We start from the raw sequence: 20354 nt of genomic DNA, 5'->3' as shown, positions 1-20354 counted from the left end.
CTATTTAATATTAATAATATTGCGTAAATGATAGAATTTGATAGAAATTTTTATAGTGAAAAATAGCTTTAAGTTATAATAATGAAACAAGCATATTGTTTGACTCATTATGGCATTTCATTATAATGGCAACTATTGGAGGAATTTATGAATAATACTAAAAAGGGAATGATATATATTATTTTAGCGGCATTCTTTTTTGCAGCTATGAATGTTTTTGTTAGGATGGCTGGTGATTTACCATCAATTCAAAAGAGTTTTTTTAGAAACTTAATTGCGGCCATCTTTGCTTTTGGAATTTTAATTAAAAACAAACAGGGATTTAAATATCAGCAAAAAGATTTACCAATGTTATTATTACGCTCGTTTTTTGGAACAGTGGGCATATTGTGCAATTTTTATGCTGTCGATCATTTACTGGTAAGTGATGCTTCGATGTTAAATAAATTATCACCGTTTTTTGTAATTATCTGTTCAGCTATCTTTTTAAAAGAAAAGGCCAATTCGATGCAGAAAATATCCATAATTATTGCTTTTATTGGGACTTTATTTGTTATTAAACCATCTGTTAATTTTATTAATAATGTTAATTCATTGATTGGTGTTTTAGGAGCTTTAGGCGCTGGAGTAGCTTATACTTGTGTTAGACAATTAGGAAAACAAGGAGTGTCAGGACCAAAGATCGTCTTTTTCTTTTCATGTTTTTCTTGTCTAGTTGTAGTTCCATATTTGATTTTCAATTATCAGCCAATGACCTTACAACAGACACTAATATTAATCTTGGCTGGATTCATGGCAGCAGGTGGTCAATTTTCAATTACGGCGGCGTATAATCAAGCTCCAGGACGCGATATTTCTATTTATGATTATAGTCAAATTTTATTTGCAGCTATCTTAGGTTTTGTTTTCTTGAATCAAATTCCAGATGTTTTCAGTGTTGTTGGATATATGATTATTATTCTAGCTGCTGTCGCCAGTTATATTTATCAAAGAAAACGAATGGTTATTAAAGATTAAAATACCCAAAAGGAAATGGAATTTCTTGGTTTAATAAGAAGTTCAATTCCAATTGGGTATTTTATTTAAATTTACGTCGAGTATTATTTACTCGTTTCAAAGGTAAAGTTAAATATTGGGTGATAATGAAATTAATATGATCTTACATATGCCATATATGGCCGCCGGAATTACAATTCATGAAGGAGAAGCTCGTAATCAAATCTGTTATCAGGCTACTCATCATGAACTACTGGTTAGTGCTTTAGCAGTAAAGATGGCGCATGATATCGATCCTGATAATTTTGTTAGCTGTATGTTAGCCACTGGAAATGCTTATCCATATTCATGTCGCCTAGAAGATGTGATGGAAGCAATTACTAAGGATCGCGAAAATTATTATTTTACAGATATCCAAGTTAGAGGCTGTTATCCATCTTATGCTTTAAAGGAATTGGAACATTTAGGTGTTAAAATTGAATTTGTGCAAGATGGTAAACAAATTTTAAAAGATGGAACTGTAGATTTTGTGTCTTTTTCTTATTATAGCAGCATGGTAGCTTCAAGTGATGAAAATGCTAATGGCGGTGCTAAAAGAAATATCTTTGCCTCAATTGAAAATCCTTATTTATCATCAAGCAAGTGGGGATGGCAAATTGATTCTCTAGGACACTGAATTACTTTAAATTATTTATATGATTGTTATCAAAAACCATTGTTTATTGTTGAAAATGGCTTAGGAGCAACCGATAAATTAGTAGATGGTCAAGTTTGCAGATGATTATCGAATTAAATATTTAAAAGACCATATTCAAGCAATGAAAGACGATATTTTAATTGACAGTGTTGATTTATACATCATGGGGCTGCATTGATTTAGTTAGTGCCAGCTCTGGCGAGATGAAAGAAAGATATGGTTATATCTATGTCGATATTGATGACAAGTTACAAGGTAGCTTTAAAAGATATCCGAAAAAGTCGTTTTATTGGTATCAAAAAGTAATTGCTTCTAATGGAGAAAATCTTGATGGATAAAATAAAAAATTATTAGTTATTTTTTGTGAATTATTTGTTTAATCACCTTGGTTGTATTATAATAAAAAGTAGCAATGGGGTGGTATTATGAGTTATATTCAATTAGATACAATTGATTCTACAAATGAATATGTTAAAAGAAATATGGATAAATTAACCAACTTAAGTGTGGTTCGTTGCAATTATCAAACTAATGGTAAAGGAAGAAATGGTCATGTTTGGCAAAGTGAGGCCGGTAAGGATTTATTAATGAGTATTTTAGTTAAAGATTTTAAAAATCCTCAAGATTTGCAAAAAATGACCCAAATCGCTGCCTGCAGTGTTGTAGGTTTATTAGAACGTTTTGATATTAAAGCAAAGATAAAATGGCCTAATGATGTCTATGTAGATGATTTGAAAATCTGTGGGATTTTAGTTGAAGCTGTTTTTCAGCCAGATTTAAAAGGAATTGTAGTTGGAATTGGCCTGAATGTTAATTCTATTGGTGGCAGTTTTGCCTCAATGAAGATGAAAACTGGACAGGATTATTCGATTTATCCGCTAATGATTACGATGTTAACTTATTTTAAGATCTATTATAATCTTTATCAGCAGGGATGTTATGATAAGATATTGGATTATGCTAATGATATTGCCTATTTAAAAGACAAAAAAGTTAATTTTCAAGATTATGGTTTAGTAACCTTTTTGAAATTGAATGAAGATGGTACTGTTGATTTTATTGATAATCATAATCAAAGACATAATGTTTTAGTAAACGAAATATCGCTTCACAGTAAATAAAAGACTTTGGGATTTTTCCAAAGCCTTTTTTGTTTAATCAAAAGTTACATAAGGATTTTCCAGCGGTTTTACTACTTCAAGATTATCAACTGGTAAAACAGGAACGTCCATTTGATATTCAGGATCATATTCAACCTGAATTTTTCCTTCGACACTGACCCATTCATCAGGAATCAGTTTTTTCGCTAATGGACTAATACAAATAAGTCCTATTAATGATGTATCCTGTTCGCAGCACACCATTGCTTGTCTACCTAAGACAAAGCCATTATCTAAAACCCGATCAAGTCCAATGAATTTTCCTTTGATCTTAATCGTCTTTCCTTCATATTTTTTAGGATGATCCATAATATCCATACAGAAAATACCAAAATCATGATCAAGAACTTCAATTCGATCTTTAGAAATATCAAAAGGCATTTCTTCATCAGTATTTAATGTATCAATAGTACCATCAGGTAATTCATAGATAATCTGAGCATTAGAATTAATTGCTTTGATATTATTGCGTAAACTTGATTTTTTGACATTACGATCATAGCGATTAAAGATGACTAAATCACTAAATACCACTTGGCCATAAACTAAAGAACGCATGTTATTTACATACATTGAAAAAGTTGTTGTATCAAAAGTAGTCAAAACCTGCACAACATTCCAGCTTTCAGGAACGATTTCCTTAACAAAAGCATTTAAATCCATCATCCCATTAGCTTCAACTAAAATTTGAGTTGGTTGGTACTTAGTTACTAAATCATCTAAATCTTTAGCAGTATAATTTTCATGATCTAATGTAACTAAAGTTGTTGCTGCTCGTTTTAAAACTTGCATGTCATATGGGACTTCACCTTCTTCAAAACTGACCAGTAAAGTATCTTCACCTAGATAAAAATCAGGATTACTTAAAGTGTCATTAATAAATGTGGTTTTTCCACTATCTAAAAATCCCGCAAAAATATAAACTCGAGTGCTCATTAGGCTTCTCCTTCAAATAATGTTTCTAATTTTGCTTCGTCTAGTTTTTCACCAATAACACAAATTCTACCAGTAAAATCGGCATCACCAGTTCTAATTTCATATTCTCCAGGAACTAAATCAAAATACCACCACTTGTCATTATCACTATCAACATAACCTTTAGCTCTTAAAATATTTCCATATTCTTTACTTTCACTAAGGTCTTTTAAGATTGCTTCTAGCTGTTCTTTAGAATATTTTTTAGGTGTCTGTTTTCCCCAGCTAGTAAATACTTCATCAGCATGATGATGGTGATGATCATGATGATGGCCACAAGTACATTCGTGATCGTGATCATGTTCATGGTCGTGATGATGATGTTCACAAGAACATTCATGTTCATGATCGTGATGATGATGTTCGTGGTCATGATGATGGTGATGACCACATTCAGGACAAATATCAAGTTCAGCTAATAGTTCATCACGTAAATTATCACTATTACTGAAAGCATGAAGTAAAGTGTCTTTAGTTAATTTATCCCATGGCGTTGTAATAATATTAGCTTTATCGTTATGTTCTTTAATGATTTTAATACATTCATCTAATTGCATTTCAGTAATATCTTGGCTACGGCTTAAGATAATTAATGATGCATATTCGATTTGATTATTGAAGAATTCACCAAAGTTTTTCGTATATAAACGACATTTTTTAGCATCAATAACAGCAATATAGTTATCAAGTTCTAATTCATCACTATGAACATCACCAACCGCTTTGATTACGTCGGATAATTTACCAACACCTGAAGGTTCGATAATAATTCGATCAGGATGATAAGTATCTAAAACTTCTTTTAATGAAGCTTCAAAATCACCAACTAGGCTGCAACAAATACATCCAGAGTTGATTTCAGTAACTTCAATCCCGGCATTGTTCATAAAAGTTCCGTCAATACCAATTTCACCAAATTCATTTTCAATTAAAACAATTTGTTGTCCTTGATATACTTCATTGATTAATTTTTTGATAAAGGTTGTTTTCCCAGCCCCTAAAAAACCAGATATAATATCTACTTTTGTCATTAATATTTCATCTCCTATTCGCGTCTATTATAGCATTAAGAAATTAATCATTCAAATATGATAATTTTTTTGTAGTTTAATAAAGTGTTTGAAGAGTTGGATAAATACCATTGACAATGGTAATAGTAATCATTGATAAAATTTCTTTTTTACTAGTTTCTGGACTTTCCAAATGCCACCACTTAATTGCAGTTAGGATATTGGAAGTGATTATTTGACAATAATAGGTTATAAGTTTAATTTTTTGATTATTAGTAATATGATAATAACTAACTATTTCATGAATTAGATAATTACTATAAATAATAAACATTTCGTGGAAAATATTGATTGGTAATTTATTGTGATTTAAAATTAATAATTCATTTTTGTTTTTTTCAAAATAGTCTAATAATGGTAAAAAATATGGTTTAAAGTCAATTGATTTATGACTGTTGTTAATAATAAAGTGAGGATTAATTATTTTTTCAAATTGGCCAAGTTGTTTTTCGATTATTTTATAAAGTAAATCATACTTATCTTCATAGTTACGATAAAAAGTAGAGCGATTAATTTTACATTCGCTAATAAGTAATTTAATAGTAATATCATCAAATGAATTGTTTTTTAGTAGTTCTATAAATTTGTTTTCAATATTTGTTTTGGTCTTAGTTATTCTTAAATCTTGTTTCATAGTGACTCCTTAAGCGATAAATTGGTGTAAATAGTTGCATATGCAACTATTTAGAAATTACTGTTGCTTGTTTGTAAAAATACTCAGTACTAATATTATAAATGAAAAAAGTAGAAAGGGGAATAAACTATGAGAAATAAATATTATCCTAATTTATTTCAAAAAGGTAAAATTGGAAATGTTATAATTAAAAACCGAATTGTCCGTAATTCAATGGGAACATATTTAGGGAATCCTGATGGTACTGTAACTGATCGTCAGATTAAAGCATATGCCGAAGCTGCTGAAGGTGGTGCTGGTCTTATTTTTATGGATAATGCGGTTCCAGTACCAATGACATCATGTGGATTAAGAGCCGACTCAGATGAATTTATAGCGGGATTAACATTGTTGGCTGAGGCAGTAAAACAGCATGGGGCGATACCAGGAATGCAATTGGCTCATCCAGGTCGTGATGCAGGATTTGTTGGTAGCGAAGATGTAATTGGTGCCAGTAACATCACTTTTGAACCCTGGTATGAGGCGGGAGCTAAATTACCACGGGAATTGACGATTGATGAAATCCATGATCTTGTAAGTAAATTTGGTGATGCAGCTTTACGCTGTAAAAAAGCTGGTTTTGAAATTGTTGAGCTTCATGGTGCAGCTGGTTGTATTCCGACTAACTTTTTATCACCTCATGATAATAAGCGTAATGATATGTATGGAGGTTCTTTACATAATCGGATGCGTCTTTTAATAGAAATTGTGCGTGATATGAAGAAAAAATGTGGTCCAGATTTTCCAATCGGTGTTAAATTAAGTAGTGAAGACTGGGAGCCTGAAGGAATTAGAATTGAAGAAACGATTGAAGTCGCTAAAGCTTTAGAAAAAGAAGGAGTATCACATTTAAATATAATGGGTGGAACTCATGCGACAGCAGCAAGGGAATTTTTATTGCCTAATGCATTTAATGCTAAACAAACAAAAATGATAAAGGATGCTGTTAATATACCTGTATTTATTGGACATAATATTTTTACTCCAGAAGAAGCTGAAAGTTTAATTGCTGAAGGTTGTGGTGATTTTGTAGCTTTAGGTCGTAGTCAATTAGCTGATCCAGCCTGGGCTAAAAAAGCTAAGGAAGGACGCAGCGAAGATATTAAACCATGTATTAATTGTTTGATTGGGTGTTTAGATCGGGGATTATTATCCCATACTCCAATTCATTGTACAGTGAATCCGACGTTATATAAATATGAATGTCCTAAAATTACTCCAGCCGAGACTAAGAAAAATGTTGCGATTATTGGAGCTGGACCTGCTGGATGTGAAGCAGCTTTAACACTGGCAAAGCGAGGACATGAAGTTACTATTTATGAAAAGCGAGATATTGGTGGTATGATGATTGAAGCAGCTGTACCTGATAATAAAGCTAATATCCGAAGATTAATTAGATATTATCAAAATCATATTGAAAATAACCCCCATATTAAAGTGATTAAAGAACAGGCAGATTTTGATAAAATCGCTAGTGGAAATTACGATGCAGTGATAGTTGCTGTTGGTGGTAAGACTAGAAAATTAAAAATTAGCGGTAATAAACCCGATCAAGTAATTTATGCTAATGATTATTTAAATGGTAGTGTAAAAGTAACTGGCAATAAAGTAGCTGTAATCGGTGGCGGTATTACTGGTGCGGAAACGGCTTTGGAATTAAATCAAGCTGGTAAAGAAGTCACTGTTGTGGAAATGGCTGATCAATTTTTAGCTAATATGTCATCATCAAATCAGGCGTATATGATGGCAATTCAACAAACAGATATTAAAGTTATGACTGGAAAAAGATTAATTGCTCTAGAAGATGATAAAGCGATTTTGACTGATCGTTGGGGCAATGAGACTGAAATAGTAGTTGATGATGTTGTTATTGCAGCTGGCTTTTTACCACAAAATAGTTTAGCTGATCAAATTGAAGATAATTTAGATGTTGAGGTATTTAGAGTAGGAGACTGTACTAAAGTTCGGCAAATTTATGATGCAATCCATGAAGGATTTGTAGCTGCAAGACAAATTTAATAATATTTATGATTTATTGTGAAATGTTTCGAAAAAAGTTGCTAATAGTATTGGCAACTTTTTTTAATGACATAAAATTGCTTTTAATAAAGGATTATGATATTCTTTTGATGGAAAGAGTGATAGCTATGAATGAAAGACATACAAAAATATTAGACTTACTAACGAAAGATAAAAAAGTGGAAGTTAGTAAACTATCCCAGTTATTAGGAGTTTCACAGGTAACCATTAGAAAAGATTTAGATCAATTAGAAAGTACTGGAATTTTAATTCGTGAACATGGCTATGCCAAGTTAAACGAAAATGATGATATTAATAATCGATTAGCTTATCGTTATGACAGTAAGCAAAAGATTGCTCTTTGGGCATGCCAAATGGTAGAAGACAATGAAACAATTATGATAGAATCTGGTTCTTGTTGTGCTTTATTAGCCTTAGAAATTGCTAAACAAAAAAAGAATGTGACCATTATTACCAATTCAACATTTATTGCTGATTTTGTCCGTAAAAATGGTGGTGTAAAGATCATTTTACTTGGTGGTGAATATCAAATGGAATCTCAAGTAAATGTTGGACCAATGACCAAAGCTTGTTTAGAAACTTTTTATGTTGATAAGCTATTTATAGGAGTAGATGGTTTTAATGAAAAAACTGGTTTTACAGGTAGTGATTATATGCGTGGAGAAACAGTACGGGATATGGTCAAACAAGCTAATCAGGTAATTATTTTAACTGATTCTCGTAAGTTTGGACAACAAGGATTAATCAATTTGGTATCTCTTAGCCAGGTTAGTACCGTAATTACTGATGGAGATATTAGTTCAAAATTTGAAACATATTTACAAGAGAAGAATATTAATGTCGTTAAAGTTTAGGATTTTAATAAATCTTAAACTTTTTTTAAAATAATCATCATTTTAAATATTTAATAAATAATTTAATTCCAGCTTATTGTACTAAAAAAATAGCAATGTTATACTTGAGACAAAGGAGATGATTTGTATGTGGCCCGAAAGTCCATGTGGCATGATGATTCGCCAGATACATTTAGCACTTTCTCGAAATATTGATAATGCTTTGCGAAAACATAATTTGACTTTATCACAATTAAGTGCTTTGATGCTGTTGACTGAAGCACCAAATAATGAATTATCATTAAAAAAATTAGAACAGCTCTTACAAGTCTCGCAGCCGAATGTTGCTGGTTTAGTATTACGTTTAGAAAAAAAGAAGATGTTAGAAGGATTTACCGATCCTAATGATAAACGGATTAAACGCGTAAGAATTAATCAATTTGGTATTCAATGCTGTAATGAAGCTAAGTATAATATGGCTAATTTTGAACGACAAATGTTGCAAAATATGTCTGAGGAAGAAGTTATTGTATTTAAGGAATTATTGGAAAAAGTTTGTAACAATTTAATATAATTTAAGGCTTGCCTTTTGGCAAGCTTTTAATTACAATATATCAATAACATGTTATTGATAATATGTTATTATGGTGATAAGAGGTGATAAATAAAAAACAGGTATTTATTTAAAAAATGATAATAATATGATAGTGATTAATTATTTATAAAATAAGTAGAAAGAGGTGCAAAAAATGTTAGAAGAAAATGTTATGATATCTTTTTTGAAGAAGTTTGATGAACATCCATTTTGTGTGAAATTTGAAGATAAAGAATATCTTATCGGAGAAGGAAATCCAGAATTTACCGTTCGAATTAAGAAGAACATTCCATTGTCTTCATTGATGACGAGTACTTCTTTGGCTTTAGGTGAAGCTTATATGAATGGAGATATTGAAGTTGAAGGTGATTTATATTATGCTTTGGATCATTTTTTAGGGCAGATGGGTAAATTTTCTAAAGATGAATCGGCTTTAAAAAAATTAATTCATCCTTCAACTGGAAAAAAGAACCAAAAGAAAGAGGTTCAAAGTCATTATGATATCGGTAATGATTTTTATAAATTATGGCTTGATGAAACTATGAGTTATTCATGCGGTTATTTTAAAAATCCTGATGATAGTTTATATCAGGCGCAAGTTAATAAAGTAGATTATATTCTAGAAAAATTATATCTAAAAGAAGGAATGAGTTTACTTGATATTGGTTGTGGCTGGGGATTTTTATTAATTGAAGCTGCAAAAAAATATAAAATTCATGGATTGGGAATTACATTAAGCGAGGAACAATATCGAGAATTTAAAAGACGAATTGAACAAGAAAATTTACAAGATCTATTGGATGTTGAATTAATGGATTACCGGGATTTACCAAAAACAAAACAAACATTTGATCGAGTTGTCAGTGTTGGTATGGTTGAACATGTTGGACGTGAAAATTATCAATTGTTTATTGATTGTGTCAATGAAGTATTAAAACCTGGTGGTGTCTTCTTGTTGCATTATATTAGTGGTTTAAAGGAATATTCTGGAGATCCTTGGATTAAAAAATATATTTTTCCAGGAGGGGTAATTCCTAGTTTACGTGAGATGTTATCATGTGCGGCTGAAGATAATTTCCATACTATTGATGTTGAAAATCTGCGCTTGCATTATAATAAGACCTTGCTTTGCTGGCTAAATAATTATCATGAACATATCGATGAAGTTCGCGAAATGTTTGATGAAAAGTTTGTAAGAATGTGGGATTTGTATTTAGCTGCTTGTGCTGCAACTTTCCATAATGGAATTATTGACTTACATCAAATATTATTTACTAAAGGAATCAATAATGATTTGCCAATGGTCAGATGGTATTAATTAAGAGTAAGAAATAGTATCAATGTGATACTATTTTTTTATATCTGTAATAAAAAATGATTGATATGATAAAATATTATTGACAGATAACTTTTTTAGTATTAAGATATTTTACATGCCAAGGATAAAAGGGGTGATTTTTGTTGATGAGTCAAATAAAGATAATCATAAGACGCTTTATTGCTTATGGAATTGATTGGTATATCGGGGGTTTGATGATTAATTTACCAATTGTTCTAATTTATGGTTGTGTCTTTAATCAAACACAAATGCAAACAAATTTATTAGTAATTGGCGAAAATAATATTATAGTAGCATTGCTATCTGGAATTTTCGGGGTTATATTTGGAATATTTTATTTTTTTATTATTCCTTTGAGATTATGGCCTGGGCAAACACTTGGGAAACGAATACTGAAGATGAAAATTATTCAAAACGATACTCAGGAAATCTCTTTTAAAAATCTTTTTTTAAGACAAATTATTGGAATCACGATTTTTGAGGGAGTTGTCTTTTCTCTAACGACTACATTAAGACAGTTTTTAGATTTAATCTTAACGACTGATATTTTTACTTCTGATCCTGTGATGATTTTTGGATATCTAATTACTTTTATTTCTTGTTTACTGGTGGTTTTTAAAGGACGTGCTTTACATGATTTTATCGGGGCAACAAAAATTGAATATCTACAATAACGATTGATTTATCTTTGGTGGATAATAAAAAGGGGGTTTATGTCATGAGCTTAATGGACAAATTTGAAGACAAATTAATGCCGATAGCTAGTGTGATAGGACAAAACAAATATCTCGTTGCATTACGTGATGGAATGACTCTAGCTATGCCATTATTAATTGTTGGATCATTTTTTACTTTGATTACTAATTTTCCAATTACAGCTTGGACTGATTGGTTAGCGAATACTACACTTAACGGTCAGTCACTTGCTACATTGCTTTCGATTCCATCAACAGTAACGGTTTCAATCATGGCAGTTTTTATTGTTTATGGAATTGGAATGAATTTTGCTAAACAAGAAGGAATTAATCCAGCTTCTGGGGGAATCACAGCAATCGTTACCTGGTTTGTATTAATGCCATTTACCACATCTTTTACACCAGATGACAGTATTGTTGCTTTATTGCCTGAAGGAAGTGTACCATTTTCTGTTTCTAGTATTCCGCTTGATTGGGTTGGAGCCCGTGGTATTTTCATTGGAATTATCTGTGCTTTTATTTCTATTTTATTATATAAATACATTAGCGATAAAGGTTGGACAATTAAAATGCCAGATGGGGTACCACCAACAGTCAGTCAATCATTTTCGGATTTGATTCCAATTGCGCTAGTAGTAATTTTCTTTTTGGTGATTAGAATTCTATTTGTTTTAACACCATGGAATGATCCATTTACTTTTGTTTATACGATCTTACAAACACCATTACAAAATATTGGTGATTCACTAGGGGCTATGTTATTAGTGTATCTTATCGCTCACGTATTATGGTTATTTGGTATTCATGGTACTAATGTTACCGGTGCGGTCTTCAATCCTATTTTATTAGTATTATCTAGTGAAAACCAAGTAGCTGTAGCTGCTGGTCAAGCACCAACACATATTATCAATCAACAGTTCCAAGATTTATTTGCGACTTTTGGCGGTGGTGGATCGACTTTATCTTTGTTGATTGCAATGTTTTTCTTCTGTAAGTCAAAACGAATTAAACAATTAGGTAAATTAGCAATCTTGCCAGGTATTTTTGGAATTAACGAACCAGTTATTTTTGGTTTACCAATTGTTTTAAATCCGACATTGGCAATTCCATTTATATTGACACCACTAATTAATATTATTATTAGTTATGTTGTAATGTTAATAGGTTTAGTACCTATAACCAATGGGGTTATTTTACCATGGACGACACCACCTATTATTTCTGGCTTTTTAGCTAGTGGATGGCAAGGATCAATTTTACAGATCTTATTGATTATTTTAGGAGTCTTCATTTATTTGCCATTTATTAAAGCGATTGATAAAGAATATTTATTGGAACAAGGTAATTAATTAAATAATTATTCTTGACGAATCAGCTTATAGCTAGTTATAATTTAAATAGTTAAGATGAGTTGTGTTATCACGTAAGTCCAATCGTGACAGCACAACTCTTTTTTTTTAGGATGGTGAAATAGATGAAATCAGTAAGTAAAAATGAATTAGTTAAGTTACTTTCAATCTGTGGACAGGTAGCTGAACACAAAAGTGAAAAGATGCAAGAACATGGTAAAGATGAGGCAAGTATTTTATCAACTTTATCTGAAGATGAACAAGGACAATTAAAAACAATCCTAGAAAAGCTTCAAAAACAATGGCTAGAAGATCATAAAAAGCATCATAAAAAAAGCCAGGCTTAGAATAACTGGCTTTATAATTTAAATGGAGGATCGATAAGATCCTTTCTTTTTACTTAAAAAAAGGACAAAGCTTTACAATTTAAGTGTTCATTTTCAATAGAAAGAAGGCTAAGGGTATGTCCAATTATGATTGATTTATCAAAAAGATGATAATGTCATGTATATCAATCTTGTTTTTGGCTTGTTTCACTATTCATCGGTGCTGAATTTATCAATCGACATATGTTTCTTTTGGGTTTTTAAAAGAAGCAATCAATTCCTTGGTCAATAAATATTTGCTGATATTCCTTGAGATCTTCAGGATGTAAAGCTGGTATTTGCTGGTAGTCATATTGACGGTTCAACAATTGATATTTTTTTTCACCAAATTGATGAAAAGGTAATAATTGGCATTTATTTAAATTAATTGATTGTAGATATGTAGCTATCTCTTTAGCGTCATCAAGTGTTTCATTGAAATCAGGAATAACGGGAATTCTTGGTAGCACATTAAGATTATTTTCAACAGCCCATTTTAAATTGGCTTTGATTTGTTCATTGGAAACCCCGGTTTTACATCGGTGTTTATGATCATCTACATGTTTAACATCAAATAAAAGTAAATCAAATAACGGTGCTAATTCGCTAAAGATTTTTGGGTTTGCATAACCGGTAGTCTCAATTGCTACATGCAACTGATGCTTTTTTAAAGTTAAGACTAGTTGTTTTAAAAACTGGGGCTGCATCATCGCTTCACCACCAGAAATAGTAATACCACCATTAGATTCTAAATAAAAATCTATGTCTTGTAAACATTCTTCAACGATGGTGTCGATTTCACTTACTCTACCTTCATAGCTTAAGGCTTCACTATTACAGCTAGCAACACATTTTAAACAACCAACACATTTTTGATCGTCGATAACAATTTGATCGTTGCTTAAGCTAATTGCCTGCTTAGGACAGTTATTCAGACAGTTTAAGCAATGAAGACATTTTTGGTAATCACATAAAATTTGAACTTTTTCTAGTTGCGATTCAGGATTAGAACACCATTGACATCTTAAAGGACAGCCCTTAAAAAAGATCGTTGTCCGAATTCCTGGTCCATCATGAATACTAAATTTTTGGAGATTAAAAATTATTCCCTGGCACATATTTTCACTTCCTTATCTATGATATTAACATGATTACGAATGAAAGTAAACAAATAATTTCAAATGAAAGAAAAAATAGTTATTTTTGAAATATTTACTTGACTAAATAATAATTAATGCTATTATATAAGCAGTTAATAAGTTGTAATAAGTTTCAAATGAAATTATGGAGGTAACAAATGAAAAACGTTGAACATTTTGGTGACTTAACACCACGTATGAATGATTTTAGAGAAGCAGTTTTAGATAAAAAACCATATATTGATGCTACCAGAGCTATCTTAGCTACTGAAGCTTATCAAAAATATCAAAATCAGCCAATTGTAATTAAACGAGCTTTAATGTTGCAAAATATTTTAGAAAAAATGCCAATTTATATTGAAGATGAAACTTTAATCGTTGGGAACCAAGCAGCTTCTAATCGTGATGCTCCTATTTTTCCTGAATATACGATGAAATTCGTTATTGATGAATTAGATTTATTTGAAAAACGTGATGGTGATGTTTTTTATATCACTGAAGAAACTAAAGAGGCTTTACGGAAAATAGCTCCATTTTGGGAAAACAATAATTTAAGAGCAACAGGGGAAGCGCTATTACCTGAAGAAGTAAGTGTTTTTATGGAAACTGGTTTTTTTGGAATGGAAGGTAAATTGAATTCCGGAGATGCTCATTTAGCTGTTGATTATAAGCAGTTACTAGAAACGGGATTAGTTGGTTATGAAAAAAGAGTTTTGAAATTAAAAGAAAGTTTAGATTTATGTGTCGCTGAAAATATTGATAAGTATCATTTTTATCGAGCTGTTTTAATCGTTATTAATGCTGTTAAAAATTTTGCAAAGCGCTTTAGTGATTTAGCTTTAACCTTGGCTAATGATGTTGGAGAAACTAGAAAACAAGAATTATTAGAAATAAGTCGTATCTGTAAAAAAGTACCATATTATCCAGCTGAATCTTTTCATGAAGCCATTCAGGCTGTCTGGTTTATCCAATTAATCTTGCAAATTGAATCTAATGGACATTCATTATCATATGGACGTTTTGATCAATATATGTATCCTTATTTTAATAAGGATATTACTAATGGTATTATTGATGAAGAAAAAGTTGTTGAATTATTGGATAATTTGTGGATCAAAACTTTAACGATCAATAAAGTACGCTCACAATCACATACGTTTTCTAGTGCCGGTAGTCCGATGTATCAAAATGTTACAATTGGTGGTCAAACAACTGATAAAAAGGACGCTGTCAATCGTTTATCATTTTTAGTATTAAAATCAGTTGCTCAAACTAGATTACCACAACCAAATTTAACAGTTCGTTATCATCGAAATATTGATCCAGCTTTTTTAGATGAAGCAATTGAAGTAATGAAACTAGGAACGGGAATGCCAGCTTTTAATAATGATGAAGTTATTATTCCTTCTTTTATTGAAAAAGGAGTCAAAGAAGAAGATGCTTATGATTATTCAGCAATAGGTTGTGTCGAAACAGCAGTTCCTGGTAAATGGGGTTATCGTTGTACGGGAATGAGTTATATGAATTTCCCAAGAATTTTATTGATTGCAATGAATAATGGCATTGACATGACTTCGGGTAAACGTTTTGTCAAAGAATGTGGATATTTTACCGAAATGAATTCTTTTGATGAATTGATGGCAGCCTGGGATCAAGTAGTTCGAGAATTAACACGAATGAGCGTTATTGTTGAAAATGCTATTGATCTAGCTTCAGAAAGAGAAGTGCCAGATATTTTATGTTCAACATTGACCCAAGATTGTATTGGTCGTGGTAAAACAATAAAAGAAGGTGGCGCAATCTATGATTATATTTCAGGGTTACAAGTTGGAATTGCCAATATGGCGGACAGTTTAGCGGCAATTAAAAAACTAGTATTTGAAGAAAAGAAAATTACTAAGCAACAATTATGGGATGCATTATTGGATGATTTTACTAGTCCAGAAAGTCAGGAGATTCAAAAAATGCTGATTAATGAAGCTCCTAAATATGGTAATGATGATGATTATGTAGATCAATTAGTCGTAACAGCTTATGATAGCTATATTGATGAAATGAAGAAATATCCTAATACTCGTTATGGCAGAGGACCAATTGGGGGAATTCGTTATGCAGGAACATCATCTATTTCTGCTAATGTCGGACAAGGTTATGGTACTATGGCTACTCCAGATGGACGTAAGGCCCATAGTCCTTTAGCTGAAGGATGTTCGCCAGCTCATAGTCTTGATAAAAAAGGACCAACAGCAGTCTTTAAATCAGTTTCTAAATTACCAACACATGAAATTACAGGTGGAGTATTGTTGAATCAAAAAGTGACACCACAAATGTTATCTAGTGAAGAAAATAAACAAAAATTAGAATTATTAATTAAAACTTTCTTCAATCGTCTAGAAGGATATCATGTTCAATATAATGTCGTTTCGCGCGAAACCTTAATCGATGCCCAAAAGCATCCAGAAAAACATAAAGATTTGATTGTTAGGGTGGCTGGATATTCAGCTTTCTTCAATGTTTTATCTAAAGCCACTCAAGATGATATTATTGGACGAACTGAACAAACTTTATAATTAAAAAGTAATACCGTAGTTTAAATAGTACGGTACTTTTTCTAGTATAAATCAGGTTTGACTAATATTTCGTGAATTTTTGTATCTAAGATAGTTGCTGAATATGACGGAGTAATAATCATGGGCGTATCGCTACCACGACTGCTACCACCGATTGCTACAACTGGCTGGTTATAAATAACAGCATCATTGTCTAAAGCCATAACAGCACATTCAAAGCAGACTTTAGTGCCCTGACCAAAAGTCCTTAAAGTGTGGGCCATAATTTCAACTGGATAGACACCGTTAAAACGGCCGCTTAAGCCTCGTTCTGCACCACTTAAAGCATGACCAGCAGTGACGACAGTGACATTTTATTGATTCCTTTTTGACTGGCTAGTCTGACAACGATAATTCGATTTTGATAATTAATCTGTTTACAAGCTTCAATCAATGCTAAAGCACTAGCACCGCTTGAAGAAGCAATTACTAGATCTAATTATTTTTCTTGGGCTTTTTTAGCAGCTATAGTATAAATATTATCCATAAAATCACTCTCCTTGATTTTATAGTAACGGTAGTAATTGATAAATCAAGCAGTTAACAGTTTATGAAAAGAAAAAAGTAGTATAAAATAAAGGCAGTTAAAAAGAAAGCAGGGATAGTGTGAAAAAATATGCTGTTATAACTGGGGCCAGTTCCGGAATTGGAAAAGAGTTTGCCAAAATATTAGCTAAACAACATTATAATTTAGTTTTAATTGCTAGAAGAGTTGATCGTTTAGAAACACTTGCAAAGCAATTGGATACTAATTGTTTAGTAATTAAAGCGGATTTAAATAATGAGACAGAATGTCATGATTTATTTAATCAGATTAAAGACCTAGAAATTGAAATATTTATTAATAACGCTGGATTTGGTATTAGTGGTAATTATGATCAAATTGATTTAAATCAAGAATTGAAAATGATTAATGTTAATGTTAAAGCATTGCATATTCTGACGAAGTTGATGCTTGAAAAAATGGAAAAGAATCATCAGGGCTATATTTTAAACGTGGCATCTTGTGCTGGGTTAATGCCGGCAGGACCGCATATGGCTACTTATTATGCAACTAAAGCTTATGTAACTAGTTTAACTCAAGGCATAGCTAAAGAATTAAAAGAACAGCATAGTCCCGTTTATATTGGTTGTCTTTGCCCGGGACCCGTAGATACTGAATTTAATCAGATAGCTAAGGTTAAATTTGCTTTAAAAGGAATCTCAGCTGATTATTGTGCCAGCTATGCTTTAAAGCAGATGAAAAAAAGAAAAGTTGTCATTATTCCAACTCTTAAAATGAAATTAGCGATGACATTAGGAAGATATTTACCTAACTATTTATATATTACAATTGCCTCATGGCAACAAAAAAGAAAACAAAATTAAAAGATTAGCTTGGCTAATCTTTTAATCGTTATGACGGTAATGTAAAAAGATACTAATACCAATAATTTCAATAACAGACATAATAACAATAGCAACTATAGGATTCATTTTATCCCCTCCATTTATACATCTATCTTAACAAACAAATCTTAAAAATATGTTAAAGTAATTATTAAGATTTATTAATTAATTTTTTAATTAGTTATCTGATCTGATTTAGCTCAATAAGTATAATAATTTTATGCTTAAAAGTAAAGAAAAAGAACAATTTTTATATTTGTATTAAAGTTAAGTAAAACAATTTTATTAATAAGAAAAACTAATGGTCATAATTAGTAAACAAAATTGCGGTTAATAGTCAGATTGGATAAAATTTTAATTAGAAAAGGGGTGTTAATAGATGGAATATGTAACATTAAATAATGGAGTAAAAATGCCAATTTTAGGTTTTGGTGTATATCAAATTAGCAAAGATGAATGTAAACAATGTGTAATTGATGCTATTAATGCTGGTTATCGATTAATTGATACTGCCGCAATTTATATGAATGAAATTGAAGTAGGTCAGGCGATCAAAGAAGCTGGAGTAGCTCGTGATCAGTTATTTATAACAACTAAATTGTGGGTACAAGATGCTACTTATCAAAAAGCTAAATTCGCAATTGATGCAGCTTTACAAAGAATGCAATTGGATTATATAGATTTATTGTTAATTCATGAACCTATGGGAGATATTTATGGAATGTGGCAGGCTATGGAAGAAGCCTATCATGATCATAAAGTAAGAGCTCTGGGTGTAAGTAATATGTATGCTGATCGTTTAATGGATTTTATTATACATGTTGATGTTAAACCAACCATTAATCAAATTAGAACTAACCCATATTTTCAACATCGTGATACTAAAGAATTTATGGATCAATATCAGATTATTCATGAAGCTCATTCACCATTTAGTCAGGGTGATGCTAATTTATTTCAAGAACCTATCTTAGTTGATTTAGCACAAAAGTATCATAAAAATGTGGGACAAATCATCTTACGCTGGTTAGTCCAACGTGGAATTGTAACTTTAACTCGAAGTCATAATCCACAGCGAATAAAAGAAAATCTTCAGATTTTTGATTTTAAATTGACAGATGAAAAGATGGATTTAATTAAGACATTAGATCGTAAAGATGGAAATACTTTTGACAATCGTAATCCTGAAGACGTTAAAAAAATCTGTTTAAATCGTTATCAATATTAAAAGAAGCACCACCGTGCTTCTTTTATAATCCCATTTCTTTCTTTAACTTTTCTAATTCTTCATCAACAGCAACATCACTATTACTATATTTAGCTTCTAATTCATCAGCAATATCAACTGGTTTTTCATTTAATTCAGCCATTGAATTAACTTGATCTAACATTCGATCAGCTTTTTCTTCCATGCGTTCAAAAGCCTTCATAGAACCGCTGGCGGCATCCATTGAACTAGTAACTTTATTAATTCGATCTTGTGTTTTAGCAACTGCAACTTTAGCTTTAATAACTTGACGACGTTGTTGTAATGTTTGGACATCATTAGTTAGTTTATCATGCATTTGTCGCATTTTAGTTGCATTATCATGAGCGATATCATAGGATTTTTGTAAATCAATTCCATTATCAACATATGATTGTTTTTTCTTTAAAAATACTCGTGCATCATCTTCATTACCAGCGGTTAAAGCTTTACGAGCTAAGTTATCATATTTAGTAATCTGTTCATCATTTTGTTCTAATAAGCGTTTAGCTCTTTTTTCTTCAGCCATGATTCCAGCTGTTTCTTTTTTTACTTCAGCTAATTCTTCAGTTATTTTCCGCATATATTCATCGATCATTTTAGCGGGATTTTCCGCTTTATCTAATAATGCATTGATGTTTGCAGACATGATGTCTTTAAATCTTGAAATAATTCCCATAATTTTCTCTCCTATTCGTTTTCATATTTTTTTTCTAGATCACTGGTGTCTTCACCAAAGGTTTCTAGTGGTTTATCTAGAATATCTTTTACATATTCTTCTTTTTCTTGTTCTCGTTTCTTTCTAGTCTTATATAATTTGTAAAGAATGAAGATAATGATTACAGCTGCAATTACAATGACAGCAATAATTGCAAAATCCCAAAAACTAGTTGGGTGTGACATGATGGAATCAGCCGTATCAATAAATGTCTGTGAGATTAGCTGTTCAGTTGAAAGTGAAGTGTTATAATAGTTTTCAAAATAATAGCCTTCAAAAATATTACAAGCTTCATTATCCATAATAGTATCAACCGCATATCCGGAAAGATATCTAAACTCCAATGTCATTAAGTTAAGATTTTAATGACAATCGATGGTTATATTGCAAATATGCCCTCTCTTTTTTATAAAATTTTTATCATTTTTAAAAGAAAAATATTGACATTGCAACGATAGTGTGCGGC

General features: G+C 31.2%; 21 protein-coding genes. 14 read left to right on the top strand and 7 right to left on the bottom strand.

What is annotated here, in order from left to right:
* Positions 1-147 precede the first annotated feature (147 nt).
* The 4 genes from Q0K54_RS02300 to Q0K54_RS02285 all read left to right on the top strand — a co-directional run bounded on the left by Q0K54_RS02300 (position 148) and on the right by Q0K54_RS02285 (position 2814).
* Entirely contained in the window at positions 148-1017 is an 870-nt protein-coding gene (locus tag Q0K54_RS02300) for a DMT family transporter (protein WP_294578229.1), read from the top strand.
* A gap of 115 nt (positions 1018-1132) precedes the next feature.
* Positions 1133-1672 carry a family 1 glycosylhydrolase gene (locus Q0K54_RS02295; protein ID WP_294578228.1) on the top strand — a complete coding sequence of 180 codons (540 nt, stop codon included), beginning with the start codon at positions 1133-1135 and terminating at the stop codon, positions 1670-1672.
* Between the two features lie 167 nt (positions 1673-1839).
* The gene (locus Q0K54_RS02290; RefSeq protein ID WP_294578247.1) at positions 1840-2031 is read left to right on the top strand and encodes a family 1 glycosylhydrolase; all 192 of its coding nucleotides are present in this window, start codon (positions 1840-1842) and stop codon (positions 2029-2031) included.
* An 87-nt stretch (positions 2032-2118) separates the two neighbouring features.
* Complete coding sequence (locus Q0K54_RS02285; protein WP_294578227.1) at positions 2119-2814, top strand: biotin--[acetyl-CoA-carboxylase] ligase; 696 nt, start codon at positions 2119-2121, stop codon at positions 2812-2814.
* Positions 2815-2847: 33 nt separating this feature from the next.
* Here the strand turns inward: Q0K54_RS02285 and Q0K54_RS02280 are convergent, their stop codons facing one another.
* From Q0K54_RS02280 to Q0K54_RS02270, 3 genes are all read right to left on the bottom strand, one after another.
* Complete coding sequence (locus tag Q0K54_RS02280) at positions 2848-3789, bottom strand: GTP-binding protein (RefSeq protein WP_294578226.1); 942 nt, start codon at positions 3787-3789, stop codon at positions 2848-2850.
* Complete coding sequence (locus Q0K54_RS02275) at positions 3789-4859, bottom strand: GTP-binding protein (protein ID WP_294578225.1); 1071 nt, start codon at positions 4857-4859, stop codon at positions 3789-3791. The genes Q0K54_RS02280 and Q0K54_RS02275 overlap by 1 nt, the downstream gene beginning before the upstream one ends.
* A gap of 76 nt (positions 4860-4935) precedes the next feature.
* Positions 4936-5532, bottom strand: coding sequence for a hypothetical protein (locus Q0K54_RS02270; RefSeq protein WP_294578224.1), 597 nt, complete (start codon positions 5530-5532; stop codon positions 4936-4938).
* A gap of 129 nt (positions 5533-5661) precedes the next feature.
* Here Q0K54_RS02270 and Q0K54_RS02265 point away from each other — a divergent pair, with 129 nt between their 5' ends.
* From Q0K54_RS02265 to Q0K54_RS02235, 7 genes are all read left to right on the top strand, one after another.
* Complete coding sequence (locus Q0K54_RS02265) at positions 5662-7590, top strand: NAD(P)/FAD-dependent oxidoreductase (protein ID WP_294578223.1); 1929 nt, start codon at positions 5662-5664, stop codon at positions 7588-7590.
* A gap of 128 nt (positions 7591-7718) precedes the next feature.
* Positions 7719-8465, top strand: a complete 747-nt coding sequence (locus Q0K54_RS02260; protein WP_294578222.1) for a DeoR/GlpR family DNA-binding transcription regulator — start codon at positions 7719-7721, stop codon at positions 8463-8465.
* Between the two features lie 127 nt (positions 8466-8592).
* Positions 8593-9018, top strand: a complete 426-nt coding sequence (locus Q0K54_RS02255) for a MarR family winged helix-turn-helix transcriptional regulator (RefSeq protein ID WP_294578221.1) — start codon at positions 8593-8595, stop codon at positions 9016-9018.
* A gap of 175 nt (positions 9019-9193) precedes the next feature.
* Complete coding sequence (locus Q0K54_RS02250; protein WP_294578220.1) at positions 9194-10357, top strand: cyclopropane-fatty-acyl-phospholipid synthase family protein; 1164 nt, start codon at positions 9194-9196, stop codon at positions 10355-10357.
* 146 nt (positions 10358-10503) lie between these two features.
* The gene (locus Q0K54_RS02245; RefSeq protein WP_294578219.1) at positions 10504-11052 is read left to right on the top strand and encodes an RDD family protein; all 549 of its coding nucleotides are present in this window, start codon (positions 10504-10506) and stop codon (positions 11050-11052) included.
* 44 nt (positions 11053-11096) lie between these two features.
* On the top strand, positions 11097-12422 hold the full coding sequence (locus Q0K54_RS02240; protein ID WP_294578218.1) for a PTS sugar transporter subunit IIC: 1326 nt from the start codon (positions 11097-11099) through the stop codon (positions 12420-12422).
* Positions 12423-12547: 125 nt separating this feature from the next.
* On the top strand, positions 12548-12769 hold the full coding sequence (locus Q0K54_RS02235) for a hypothetical protein (protein WP_294578217.1): 222 nt from the start codon (positions 12548-12550) through the stop codon (positions 12767-12769).
* Between the two features lie 239 nt (positions 12770-13008).
* Here the strand turns inward: Q0K54_RS02235 and Q0K54_RS02230 are convergent, their stop codons facing one another.
* Positions 13009-13905, bottom strand: coding sequence for a glycyl-radical enzyme activating protein (locus Q0K54_RS02230; RefSeq protein WP_294578216.1), 897 nt, complete (start codon positions 13903-13905; stop codon positions 13009-13011).
* A 179-nt stretch (positions 13906-14084) separates the two neighbouring features.
* Between Q0K54_RS02230 and Q0K54_RS02225 the strand changes: the two genes are divergently transcribed.
* Positions 14085-16496, top strand: a complete 2412-nt coding sequence (locus Q0K54_RS02225; protein WP_294578215.1) for a glycyl radical protein — start codon at positions 14085-14087, stop codon at positions 16494-16496.
* 41 nt (positions 16497-16537) lie between these two features.
* Here the strand turns inward: Q0K54_RS02225 and Q0K54_RS02220 are convergent, their stop codons facing one another.
* A complete protein-coding gene (locus Q0K54_RS02220; RefSeq protein WP_294578214.1) occupies positions 16538-16759 on the bottom strand; it encodes a hypothetical protein in 222 nt (73 codons plus the stop codon).
* A gap of 382 nt (positions 16760-17141) precedes the next feature.
* Between Q0K54_RS02220 and Q0K54_RS02215 the strand changes: the two genes are divergently transcribed.
* Positions 17142-17903 (top strand): SDR family oxidoreductase, encoded by a 762-nt coding sequence (locus tag Q0K54_RS02215; RefSeq protein WP_294578213.1) that lies wholly within the window; start codon positions 17142-17144, stop codon positions 17901-17903.
* Between the two features lie 400 nt (positions 17904-18303).
* On the top strand, positions 18304-19152 hold the full coding sequence (locus Q0K54_RS02210; protein WP_294578212.1) for an aldo/keto reductase: 849 nt from the start codon (positions 18304-18306) through the stop codon (positions 19150-19152).
* Between the two features lie 22 nt (positions 19153-19174).
* On the opposite strand, the gene Q0K54_RS02205 is transcribed toward Q0K54_RS02210, so the two are convergent.
* Together Q0K54_RS02205 and Q0K54_RS02200 are read right to left on the bottom strand one after the other, a co-directional pair.
* The gene (locus Q0K54_RS02205; RefSeq protein WP_294578211.1) at positions 19175-19849 is read right to left on the bottom strand and encodes a PspA/IM30 family protein; all 675 of its coding nucleotides are present in this window, start codon (positions 19847-19849) and stop codon (positions 19175-19177) included.
* Between the two features lie 11 nt (positions 19850-19860).
* Positions 19861-20190 (bottom strand): hypothetical protein, encoded by a 330-nt coding sequence (locus Q0K54_RS02200; protein ID WP_294578210.1) that lies wholly within the window; start codon positions 20188-20190, stop codon positions 19861-19863.
* Between the last annotated feature and the right edge of the window lie 164 nt (positions 20191-20354).

The organism is uncultured Thomasclavelia sp. (assembly GCF_944324745.1).
In the GTDB taxonomy this organism is placed as follows: domain Bacteria; phylum Bacillota_I; class Bacilli_A; order Erysipelotrichales; family Coprobacillaceae; genus Thomasclavelia.
This window is presented reverse-complemented; position numbering and strand designations above follow the sequence as displayed.